Origin of the sequence: Streptococcus sp. Marseille-P7376, from assembly GCF_902460385.1 — a bacterium.
Lineage (GTDB): Bacteria > Bacillota > Bacilli > Lactobacillales > Streptococcaceae > Streptococcus > Streptococcus sinensis.
The window spans coordinates 51,213-63,349 of the sequence record NZ_CABPTS010000006.1; the positions used below are offsets into that span (position 1 = coordinate 51,213).

The 12,137-nt window shown below is 38.5% G+C and carries 11 protein-coding genes; all 11 read right to left on the reverse strand.

Going from position 1 to position 12,137, the window contains the following annotated elements; all coding sequences use genetic code 11:
• Positions 1-87: 87 nt before the first annotated feature.
• Positions 88-1,404 carry an ABC transporter substrate-binding protein gene (locus FZ952_RS04840; protein WP_148880805.1) on the reverse strand — a complete coding sequence of 439 codons (1,317 nt, stop codon included), beginning with the start codon at positions 1,402-1,404 and terminating at the stop codon, positions 88-90.
• A 221-nt stretch (positions 1,405-1,625) separates the two neighbouring features.
• Positions 1,626-2,762 (reverse strand): ABC transporter ATP-binding protein, encoded by a 1,137-nt coding sequence (locus FZ952_RS04845; RefSeq protein WP_062201719.1) that lies wholly within the window; start codon positions 2,760-2,762, stop codon positions 1,626-1,628.
• A gap of 14 nt (positions 2,763-2,776) precedes the next feature.
• Positions 2,777-3,475, reverse strand: coding sequence for an N-acetylmannosamine-6-phosphate 2-epimerase (locus FZ952_RS04850; RefSeq protein ID WP_148880806.1), 699 nt, complete (start codon positions 3,473-3,475; stop codon positions 2,777-2,779).
• Between the two features lie 260 nt (positions 3,476-3,735).
• On the reverse strand, positions 3,736-4,734 hold the full coding sequence (locus FZ952_RS04855; protein ID WP_148880807.1) for an acetylxylan esterase: 999 nt from the start codon (positions 4,732-4,734) through the stop codon (positions 3,736-3,738).
• Between the two features lie 226 nt (positions 4,735-4,960).
• Complete coding sequence (locus FZ952_RS04860; protein ID WP_410468287.1) at positions 4,961-6,607, reverse strand: ABC transporter ATP-binding protein; 1,647 nt, start codon at positions 6,605-6,607, stop codon at positions 4,961-4,963.
• Between the two features lie 227 nt (positions 6,608-6,834).
• Entirely contained in the window at positions 6,835-7,608 is a 774-nt protein-coding gene (locus tag FZ952_RS04870; protein ID WP_262366332.1) for a hypothetical protein, read from the reverse strand.
• The gene (locus FZ952_RS04875; protein ID WP_037616485.1) at positions 7,608-8,480 is read right to left on the reverse strand and encodes an ABC transporter ATP-binding protein; all 873 of its coding nucleotides are present in this window, start codon (positions 8,478-8,480) and stop codon (positions 7,608-7,610) included. The genes FZ952_RS04870 and FZ952_RS04875 overlap by 1 nt, the downstream gene beginning before the upstream one ends.
• The gene (locus FZ952_RS04880; protein ID WP_148880809.1) at positions 8,473-8,892 is read right to left on the reverse strand and encodes an Msa family membrane protein; all 420 of its coding nucleotides are present in this window, start codon (positions 8,890-8,892) and stop codon (positions 8,473-8,475) included. Before FZ952_RS04880 ends, FZ952_RS04875 begins: the two co-directional genes overlap by 8 nt.
• Before the next feature lie 14 nt (positions 8,893-8,906).
• Positions 8,907-9,479 carry a CPBP family intramembrane glutamic endopeptidase gene (locus tag FZ952_RS04885; RefSeq protein WP_037616489.1) on the reverse strand — a complete coding sequence of 191 codons (573 nt, stop codon included), beginning with the start codon at positions 9,477-9,479 and terminating at the stop codon, positions 8,907-8,909.
• Positions 9,480-9,484: 5 nt separating this feature from the next.
• The gene (locus FZ952_RS04890) at positions 9,485-10,225 is read right to left on the reverse strand and encodes an amino acid transporter (RefSeq protein WP_148880810.1); all 741 of its coding nucleotides are present in this window, start codon (positions 10,223-10,225) and stop codon (positions 9,485-9,487) included.
• Between the two features lie 958 nt (positions 10,226-11,183).
• On the reverse strand, positions 11,184-12,098 hold the full coding sequence (locus FZ952_RS04895; RefSeq protein ID WP_148880811.1) for a helix-turn-helix domain-containing protein: 915 nt from the start codon (positions 12,096-12,098) through the stop codon (positions 11,184-11,186).
• Positions 12,099-12,137: the final 39 nt, after the last annotated feature.

A 12,137-nucleotide genomic window follows, 5' to 3' on the forward strand; every position in this document is an offset into this window, starting at 1 on the left:
ACCCCTCTTTCAAGATTTTCTAACAAAATACCCCTTTTTCTATTTTTAGAGACTGACAACAGAAAAAGGGGCGGATTTTAAACTTGCTTATTTTTTAGTAATCGTTTCGTTTGCTTTTTCAGTAAATGTCTTCAAAGCAGGTTCAACTTTTTCATCTCCATTAGATACAGATTGCAGCATTGGGAACCAAAGTGTTCTCATTTCTGCAAAGCCGTCAATGGTGTTGTAGTATGGTGAATAGTATTGAGTCCAGCTGCTGATTGTTTCCATACGTTTGTCATCATAGAGTTTGCCAAATGATGTACGAACTGGGAAGGCACCTGTACGAACAACGTTCTTAGGACCCCACTCTTTGTCATCAGCGATGAATTGCACGAATTTCTTAGCTGCTTCTACTTTCTTGTCGTCTTTGTTGTTAAAGACTGCAAAGCCGTTTACAAGGTATTCAAGAGCTGGTTTGCCTGAATCTGATGGGAATGGTACTTCTACCACTTCTACTTTACTTGCTTCCAAAAGTTTAGCTTGAATACCATTTTGTGCTGGTGCCCAAAGAACAGTGTAAGAAGTTTGACCGTTAGCGAAGTTTTGGATGTCTGCTCCACCATCGTATTGAGAACCATTCATCATGAGGCCATCGTTGATCCAGCTCACTGCTTTTTCAAGACCTTTGACAAATTTCGGATCATCAGTTGTATATTTAGTTACTTTTTCGTCTGTAACAGATCCACCGTAGAGGTTAGCGATGAAGGCACGAGTTCCTTGGTCACCACCTTGACCGTTACTGAAGAGAGAGCCAGGTGTATAGCCTTTGTCTTTAAGCGCTTTCAAAACTTTTTCAAAGTCATCTGTTGTCCATCCTTCTTTAACTAGATTGAGGACACCAGCATCTTCCAACATTTTCTTATTCATTGCCATGTAGAATGGAGCAGAGCTGATTGGATACATATAAGCTTTGTCTCCAGCCTTGCTGGCTTGGATAATGTTGTCGTTGTTAACATCTTTGACGAAATCATCTGTGAAGAGGTCGTTCAAGTCTGCTAACTTACCATTTTTACCGTATTGAATAATCCGGCCTGGTGCATCGAAGAGCACGTCTGGTGCTGTTCCAGCTTCGATAGCTGTCGTAATTTTTTCTGGACCTGACTTGAAGTCGATTGTTTCCAAGTTGACATGAATGTCTGGATTTGCTTTTTCAAATGCTTCTATGATGGATTTTTCATAAGTTCCCACACCATCGCTGGCATTTTCTTGAGTAAAGACTGGGAATGCCCACCAAGTAATTTCTGTCTTGCCAGATTTATCACCAGAGCTAGCCGCTTTATCTGAGCCGCCACCTCCACAAGCTGCTAACGTAAGCACTGCAGCTCCTGCTACCAATGAACAAAGCAATTTCTTCATTTTCATTTGTTTTTCTCCTTTAAAATTAAGATACCAAGCTGACCTGAACAGCTCTTATCTGCATATTTGACCGATAAAATAATTAGTCGTTTTTCCTGTGTTAGTCCTTGGGACAAATGTCCACCTATATTTGATTAAAATCCTAAACTTTTAAAAGTCTGATCACTCCTTCTCTGTGACGTTTATTTTATCCTAAAATAAAGTCAGTCAGTTCATTTTAGGTTGTTTTACAAAGTAATTCGTTTTTGAGTCTCACTGTCAAACAGATGACTCTTAGGTAATTTGAAGGTGAAGCGAAGCTTCGAACCCGGCTCCAGATAATTGGAAGCATCTACCTTGGCTGAAAACTCTTGGCTCCCCACCTTACAGTAGAGCACTGAGTCACTACCCAGCAACTCTGACACGACAACTTCTGCCTCAACCACATCGCCAGGGAAAGTATCTTCTACAATCAAGTCCGCTGAAATATCTTCTGGCCGAATACCTAAGATTACCTTTTTACCTTGGTAGCCTTTTCCTGTCAAAAGCTTTTCTTGACCACCCGTCAGAGTAAGATTGAGCTGGTCGCCGTCGGTCAGTTTATTGCCAGCTACTGTCACTTCAAAGAAGTTCATAGCTGGACTACCGATAAAGCCTGCAACAAACTTGTTAGCTGGTTCGTTGTAGAGCTCTTGCGGAGTTCCGACTTGCTCGATACGACCGATAGTTCCCGTACCTGCTTCATTTTTAGTCGCCGACATGATAACAATGCGGTCGGCCAAGGTCATTGCCTCGGTTTGGTCGTGGGTAACGTAGATAGTGGTTGCTCCGATACGGCGGTGGATCTTAGCAATCTCAGCACGCATGGATACCCGTAGTTTCGCATCCAAGTTTGACAAAGGCTCATCCATCAGGAAGACCTTGGCATCTCGGACAATGGCCCGTCCCATGGCTACCCGTTGGCGCTGACCGCCAGAAAGATCGGCCGGTTTGCGATCCAAGAATTCTTTCAACCCCAGAATCTCCGCCGCTTCATGAACCCGCTTGTCAATATCTTCCTTGCTGTACTTGCGAAGCTTGAGGCCGAAAGCCATGTTGTCATAGACTGTCATGTGCGGATAGAGGGCATAGTTCTGGAAGACCATGGCGATATCACGGTCCTTGGGAGCAATATCATTGACCAGAGTCTGATCAATATAGAGCTCACCCTCGGTGATGTCCTCCAACCCAGCAATCATGCGCAAGGTCGTAGATTTTCCACATCCAGAAGGACCAACAAAGACGATAAATTCTTTATCTTTGATTTGCAAGTCGAAATTTTCTACAGAGTAGAAATCACTATTAGGATATTTTTTGTAGAGCTTATTTAACTTTAAGGTCGTCATTGCTTTACCTCACTTTATTTTACTGCCGCAACGAAACGCTCGGTGATTTCCTTTGGTCGAGTAATGGCTCCGCCTACTACAATACCGCGGACACCTAAATCATGGATTTGCTTGGCTTGATCTGGATAGTGAATCTTGCCCTCAGCAATCACATCTACTCCTGCATCACAGAGCTTCTTGACCAGTTCAAAGTCTGGTCCGTCTACCTTAGGACTGTAGGAAGTGTAGCCTGATAAGGTTGTACCGACAAAGTCAACACCAGCTGCTACAGCTGCCATGCCTTCCTCAAAGGTACTGATGTCGGCCATCAGCAATTGCTGCGGATATTTCTCCTTGACTTGGCGGATAAAGTCCTCAATCTTCAAACCATCATAGCGTTCTCGCTGGGTGCAGTCCAGAGCGATGACCTCGATATCAAGGGCAGCCAACTCATCCACTTCCCGCATAGTCGCAGTGATAAAAGGCTCCTGTGGCGGATAGTCCCGTTTGATAATCCCGATAATCGGGAGATCGGTTACTTCCTTAATCTCCTTGATGTCTCGCACGCTATTGGCTCGAATACCAACTGCCCCACCTTCTTCAGCTGCCTTGACCAAGAGAGGGATGACCCCACCAGCCTCCGTGTAGAGGGGCTCATGAGGCAGAGCTTGACAGGAAACGATAATGCCATCTTTGATTTTTGCAATTAATTGATCTTTGCTAATCTGTGACATAAATAATCTCTCCTTTTTCTATGTTTTCTCCGTTCTTTTTATAATGTCATTATATACAAAAAATAAAGCGCTTTCAATAAGTTTTGTGATTTAGATTTTAGTTTCTAAAAACCGACTTCCTTTCTTAAAAGCTGAAACTACTTTCAGCCTTCGAAGTGTTTTTGAACAAAAAAGTTACTATAAATTTTGAATAATTTACCATAAAAAGCCTGAGATTATGCTAACCTCAGGCTTAGTTTCTTTCTTAGTACTATCTATTTTTACCAGTCGTTAAAAACTTCCAGCAAAGAAGGATGGTCAATCTTTGAGCCGCAAAGCCAGTTGAAGACCCTATCATTGACATAGACATTCATGGCTTCATGCTCGTACTCTGGCATGAGATGGTGCTCCTTAGTACACTCCAGCCGATTGTAAATCGCAAACTGGGTAATCGGATAGCAAACATCGTCAGCCAGTCCTGTTATCATCCGCACCTTACCTTGAATGCGGTGAGCCATATTTTTTACATCGATGTAGGACAAGGTCTGGATAATCTCATCCTCCGTTTCGTGGAAAGGATCGTGGAACTTAAAATAACGAAAGAGCTCATCATAGGCTTCGCTGGTATTGCCAATCTCCAACACCCGCCGAAAGTCTGACAAGAAAGGATAGATAGCCACTGTCTGCTTAATGCGCGGATTGAGAGCCGCTGCCACCAAAGCCAAGGCTCCGCCCTGAGAAGCCCCATAACTGGATAGATGCTCCTCGTCCACAAAGTCCAAACTCGCCACAATCTCAACCAAGCTGTAGATATCCAGATAGACATCCTTATAAAAGAGACGCTCTGGTCCATCCACTGCCCCACGGATAATCTGACCCTTGACCGTATTGCCCCTTACAGGCGCCCCTCCATCCAAGGAATAGCCTGACTGGCCGCGTACATCCATGGATACGACACCATAGCCAGCCACTGTATAGGCCAGCATATCGGCCCAATCCCAACCACGACCCATATAACCGTGGAAATGAAAGATAATCGGAACTTTTTTACTAGATCTGGGAAGGACCATACGTGCATAGGTTCGCCCCTGATTCGTCCCCTCAAAAACTAGCTCATAGCAGGTCACCCCAGCAATTTGAAAGTCTTTTTTAATCAGCTGATAGTCCGGCAAGCCACTCAAACTGCTAATCTGACAATCCCAAAAAGCATCAAAATCCGCTGGAACTTCATCTCTGCCTTTGTAAGCCTTTGTTTCTGCTAATAAATCTGGGTTGCGCATCTCATCCTCCAACACCATTGTTTTGTAAACCCTTACAAAAATAATAGCACAGTACCTTCCCTTTTTCAATCCTTTGCAATATTAAGAATTTAGTTTCTATTCCTAAGAAATTCTCCATCATATCTGAAACTAGTTTCAAAAATAGGTCGGAGAAGTTCCCTGACCTATTTTTTGAGATTACATTACTAAAAACAAAGAAAGCGAGGTGAGCAAAGAATCACGCCTTTCAACCTGCTCTTTGTACATTTGATAAAAATTCTTGATAGAGATGATTTCTAAGTAGCAACTGATGATGAGTTCCTTGATCCACAATCTGTCCAGTTTTATCCAAAACAAGAATCAAATCTGCTTTCTTGACTGTATGCAAACGATGTGCAATCGTCATGTGTGTTTTACCTGCTGTCAACTTATCAATTGCTTTACTGATTCTTTGTTCTGTCACACTGTCTAAACTGGCTGTTACTTCATCTAATAGATATATCGGATGCTCCAGCAATAAAGCCCTCGCAATATTAAACCGTTGCTTTTGCCCCTCGGACAACCCAGTGCCACTATCAGAAATTTCCGTATCTAAACCTTTGTCTAAATCCCTTATCAAAGATACCAAACCCAATTCTTCTAAGACTTCATTCATCCGTTCTTCTAAGACGATTTTATTTTTCCCATAGAGAAGATTTTCCCTGATCGTTCCATGAAACAAGGTATTATCTTGAGGAATATAAGCTACCATATTTCTCAGCTGCTCCTCAGATAGGTCTGCTAAGTTCTGACTTCCAATGAGAATCTCTCCCTTATAATTTTGATAGAATTTCATCAATAGAGCAAAAATGGTCGATTTCCCTGCACCGCTTGGTCCAACAATTGCAGTATGCTGTCCCGCTTGAATATTGACGGATAAATCGTTTAAGACATTTTCCTGATCATAAGAAAAATTAACATTCTTCATGATGATACTCGATCCAGATAGTTCTAATCCTTTTTCTCCTCCTACTTCTTTGTCTAACTCTACCATCTCCATGAGACGATTTGAAACACTCTGAAACTCTGTCCAATCCGTCATAAATTCAGAAATATCTGTGATGGGGTTAATCAACTGTGTCAGATAGAGAACAAAAGTCATCAGGGTACTCATGGTCATATTGCCTTTAGATACTTCCAAACCAGCTACCACCAACAGTAAAATGATAAAGGTCATGGTCAGCCCATTTGATAAGGTATTCTGAATAGAGGACAAGCCGATAATCTTTTTAAAGTTGTGGGTTAATTGATTAAAAAAGTGAGCCATGGATTCTTCTTCACTCTTTTCGCCATTGAAGGATTTCATCAAACGGATATGAGTGAAACGATGACTAATCCGACCAGAAATGTCTCCCAGTCCCTCTTGATAGCTTGTGTAATAACTTTCTAGCCGATGATTTATTGGAATAATCATAAATAACAAAATCGGAAATAGCAAGAGAGACAGCAACGTCAAGGGCAGACTGATATTTACTAGAAAATAGAGAGAACCCATAATCACAATCCCATTTAAAATAAGATTTGGCAATACCGATGTGATAAAGTTCAAAATAACAGACATATCATTTGTTAGCCGACTAGCTACATCACCCGATGGATGATTTTCTAGTTCCTTGACAGAGGTTGCTAACAGGGAGGTATAGATATGCTTTTGGAGCTTGTTTACAGCTTGACTGCCACACAAGCCAATCACATAGCGTAACGAAGCTTGGACAGAAAACACGAGCAAGAGCGATACGATGGAAACCGCTATTGTTATTGGGTTAGATATGAGCGTGATTAAAAATTCTTCATTCAGTAAGTTCCCCATAAATTGTGGAATAAATAAACTCATAATCGTTCCAATAAAGCTCAAGCCTAAGAGAGTGGGACAGAAATCGGTAATTCGTTAGAATTCGATTTTGTCGTCCCACCTCCGCACAGTTGAGTAGGGCTGTAAAAGCTGATGAAATCAGCGTAGTAGAGCCCACTCAACCACTGCGTCTTGCTCGACAATCCAAAGACAATTGAGAGACTAGGACTTTTGTCCCAGCCTCTTATTGAGGTACTTGATAATCAACTTTAAGATTTTTTTGTTCATCCTTAAAACTCCAGACTTTTAAATTTTTTTATACTTAAGGTGTTCAAAACAAGACCATAGATTGCCGTTACCGTCACTGGCCCAACCAATCCAATCCAGATGTTCTCAACTGTCTGCGTAAACTGCTGGTAACCTATTGGCAAGAGTGCTGCAATTGGGCCCCCTATTGCTGATAGAATCATCATTGTTACTGTCAATACAATGGCAATTGTCATAGTTGTCCCAGTCCCAAAACGTAAAGAGGTAAAGGCTGCTACAGAAATAGCTAAAACTCCTTTTAAGAATACTGTGAAAATACTAACCATCTCTAACAAAGTATAGTAAAGTGTATCCGATACAATTTGAGTTGTCCCAAACTCCATATGTACGACTCGTGTGTAATGAACAAGAAAGGAAGAAGCAAAAAATAATGCAAAATAAATAGAAAGAATAAGGAGAAGACTGAAATATTTTGAGAAGTAAATAGATTTTCTATCAATATCCTTGTAGAGAAACATCGTATGATCATCCGTTTCTCTCCTGAAAACAGAAATTGTCAAAAAGTATAGAGCTAAAGTCGGCAAAATCATCATATCCATCGAATTAAGCATCATATCTGCAAAGTCAATGTAGGCAACCTTACTACCATCCGCATTTGCAATTTGCATAAAATTAGACTCTCCAAAGAAAGAAGCCGCTAAATAAACGAGTGGATAAAAACTAAAAGCAAGAAAAATTTTCGTTTCTTTTCGCTTCCAGACCGATTCAAATACTGCTGAAAAAATATTCTTCATCATTATCCTTTCATAAATACTTCCTTGAGATGATTTTCTTTGACATCAATCGATTCAATCATATCATTCTCCGCAAGAACCTTAAAGATTTCATTTAAAGTAGAGCGACTACTAGCTGTAGAAATGTCCAATAGCCTACCCTCAAGCATCACGTCAGATGATAAGTAACTGTCTAGTAATGCAGTATTTGCGCTAGGATGTAGGTGAACAACTACACTTGGCTGCTCTTTCCCTTCAAACGAATCCACCAATTTCCCACCTTCAATATATACATATCGATTACACAAGGCCTCTAACTCACCTAACTGATGACTTGAAATCAACATAGAAATCTGACGTTCGCTTGACCACTGTTTCAAAATATCAATTAATTTTTGAACACCAATAGGATCTAAGCCAACAAACGGCTCATCTAGAATTAGAAAATCAGGTTCTGCTACTAAAGCAATCGCTAAAGCTGTCCGTTGTTTCATCCCAAACGAGAAACCTTTCGGTTTACGGTTGCGAGCTTCCCAAAGTTCTACTAAACGAAGTGTTTTTTCGATATTTGGGTACAATTCCTGCTTCCCGTGTAATTTGAGATAAAATTTTAAATTATCCATCACAGACATTTCTGGGTAGAAAACTGGATCAATCATAATCCCAAAATCTTCCAACACATTATCTTTGCTATTAATATCAATACCTCTATATGTTATTGTCCCAGATGTTGGTCGTTGAGATTTTGCCATCATTTTCATCAAAGTCGATTTTCCGGCTCCATTCTTACCAATTAAACCAACAATTTCTCCTTTCCCAATTTCAAGAGAGACGTCTGATAGAGAATAAAAATCATTTCCTTTAAACTGTTTTGACAGATTTTCAATTTTAAGCATGTTTTACCCCCTTACTGGAAACCTTATTTGAAATAAAATGCGATACTAATGACACTCCGTAAAATAGCAAACTAATAAACAAAATCTGTGAACTATCAAATAAGTTCAGTGCAATATCTAGTTGCATATCTTCATCTGATATCATATTCATCTGAGCAAACTCTATCCAAGTACCATTTGATGAGGTCAGATAAGCAAATAAAAGATACGCAGCCACTGATACAGTTGGTAAGACAAGAGCTGTCCAAAATTTCCATTCTCCTTTTTGAACTTTATAAACGATAAAATTCAAAAGTAAAGGAAGTGCATAAATAACTAATAAAACTAAAGGGACTGATAAAAAAGGTAGTAGGTAACTTGTAGCAAGTGCCAGCACTGCATAAATCACAACAGCAAGTAAAAGTAATAACATTTTTTCTCCTTAGATTAAATAATTGATTGATAAAGATTGTAAATCCAATGTCCACCGATAGCGTACTCCAAACCAAATTTTGTCGCCAAAATTGAAAATAGAATACCCAATGGGGTTCTGATGAGTAGATTGTCTATCATAGGATAGTTTAGATGAAGTAAAATACCGAATAACAATGACGCAATAATGATTGACCAAAGGCGGGAATAATTGTTTCTCAACACTTTATAGATGACAAATCGAAATAGAAACTCCTCGCACATGGAAATCACCATTTGATGAAAATACTCATCGCTTTTTAAAAAATAATGATTAACAAGAAAGATAAGCAAGGCAAGACATAGATAGGACTGCCAGTGAAAAACTACATCTGTTTCCTTTGAGTAGAGACCATATTTCAATGAGAAAGTATGAGGAATAAGCATAAAGCCAATTGGCATAAAACAAATGAGGGCAATAAGATAAGACAACTGTAGCTGTTGGCTAAAACTTATAAATACGATAGAAGTTCCTAATGAATAGACTAGAAATGCTATACCAATTAAACTGATTGGTGTCATTAAAGATAGAAGATTATATTTCATCATGTTTCCTAAAATTCTATATGTTTAAATTTCTGTTTTCCTTTGATGTAAAAGAAGAGTATATAAAGAACTGATATTCCTACCGCAACTAAGCAAGCTAGTGGAAAATTCTCTTGGGACAAGTCTGCATAGCCGTTTGGAAACAAATAATTAATCCCAATCAACACAGGAGCAACTGAGGCAGCTAGCGAAAAGAACACTCCCGTTAAAACTGTTTGAACCGTTTTTGAAGTCATCGAAATCATTACTACTAATAGTAGTGTAATCAGATTCAAACTAATAGTAGATAACAATGAAAAAATTGTCGAAAAAACATCTGGAATTTTTTCAGAAATAAAGTTAGCAGGAACAGCTCCTTGTGAGAATAATATACCGTAGTAAGATAGCACACTTGTCATAACCGTTCCTAGTAGAAATAAAACATATACAACTAATAAACTGCCTAACTTCGCTTTAAAAATCTGTGAGCGATTGATGTCTTTGTATAGAAATAGAATCCCCGAATCAATTTCATCTTTAAAAACAGAGGATATAACGAGTGAGAATAATAAGTTAGGCAATATCAAACGATATTGAGTGCTAATGGTTGTAGCAAGAAACTCTGAAAAATTCCCTGCCAAACCTGTGCTCGTCCCGTCCATAAATTCTGTTAAAAGTGGAACTAATAAAGGAAGAAGTATAAAAATTAAAAATATCTTAACATCCCTTCTGCTAAAAACAGATTTAAATATTGCTTTAAATAGTGTCATTGTCATCTCCTGATTCACTTATTAATAAAACTAAGACCTTCAATTGTATGCTACTTACTTAAATTGAATGACGGCCACGGGTATAGGTATAACTGATAATACCGAGGTTAATGGTATTACGTTTTGATACTTTTTTAATTTGTTTTGCCATTTGTGTCTCCTTTAATCTATTTTGTTCTTTTTAACCATGGCTTTGGATAAGATTGTTTCGTTATGAAGTCACTGTCTTCCAAAATCCAATGATTAGCTAACTGATGTTTCATGCGTTTTGTTCTCCAAATTCTTTATGTTATGTGAATTACTATCATTTAACGATAAATGTAAAACACGGATGCTTACATTTGAATGACAGTTTTTGATACACTGGAGTATAAATTATCTGCCGCATGCCTCTTCTCCCTTTTCAAATCTATTTTAATTTTTCAAAAAAATCATAATCCCTAAATGTACGATTGTATTTCAGAGTCATATCAAGTCCCTCTGTAATATCTGATACTGTAATTCTTGCAGTGGGAGAGATATTTTTCAAAGTATAAACTCTAAGAGTATTTCTTTTAACCGTAATCAAGTCTAACAAGTAGCCATTGATCCGTATCTCCACTTGTATTAGAGTATCATATAACTGTCGAATGACCAATACATCTCGTACGCCAGCTCTGTAAAAATTTGGTACATTATTGAATCGTTCGAGTATTACCACACAGTAATTTTTTGTATTTACTTCCACCAACTGATAAAGCTTAGCAAACTAAAAAATTTAAACATTTGCTTTTCCTTTCTGATGTCTTACTTACAAAATAATTATATCAGCACAACAAAAAATCACCAATGACAGAAATGTCACTATTTTTTTAATAAATAGATAGCAAAATCCGAACAAAACAAAAAACTTTCGGCAATTATTAATAAAAATGCCAAAAGTTTTATTTTTCAAGACATTGATGTCACTATTCACAAACTATCGAATATATTTTTTTATATCTTCCTGCCATTCTCTATCGAGACTCGTTATCAATTCCTCATTTCCAAATATTTGAGCAACCATTTTCGCCTCTTGATACTTACGATTTGCCTCATTAAAATCACACTGAATATAATATTTCCACTCAACCATTAAAATTAATGGTTTCTTTTGGAAATCTCGGGTTCTATTCATAATATAATTTAACTTATCTACTGCCATCTTGAAATAGGAGAACTCTCCAACAAGCTCCAAACAGCACAGTGCTGCAAACAGAGCATCCCGCAATAAATATAAATCTTCTAATTCAGTTTCTTCTATTTGATGACATAGCTTTTTAAATAGAAGAACAATTTCTTCTTGCGTAGTTTCTTTTATAAATCCTGAATTCAATCCATCCATTAATGCACAGAGAAAATAAAGTCTTAATTTCAATAATGTACTAGTATGAAACGGTTCTATGTCGACTAGATTGTCAGAACTATTCTCCAACACACCTTGTCCATATAATGAATTTTGGCCTGCCCGCACCTGCTCAATCGCCTGCAAGCAATCAATCATTATCTGCTCATCTCTTGGAAGATTGTCATAAAAGTCCTCAAAGATTTCATCAAAATACGCATCTTTTTGTTCTTGCAGTTCCTTATCCCCATAGTCAGGGTGATGAAGCAGAAAGTACTTGATTTCCTTATAACGATCTGGCAACTCTTGATAGTCAGGCATGAGGATATAGGCTGGAATCTCCAATTTTTCTGCGATATGCTCCAGAGTTTTCAGAGTGGGATGAAACTCTCCTTTTTCGATACGTGCCAACTGGCGGACAGACAAACCAGACTCATCATCACAAAAGGCCGGACGGCTCAAACCTTTCTTTTTGCGTAACTCCTCTATTCTTTTACCAACATTATTCATCAACCAGAATCCTCATTATTGTTTGAAAACTAAATAATT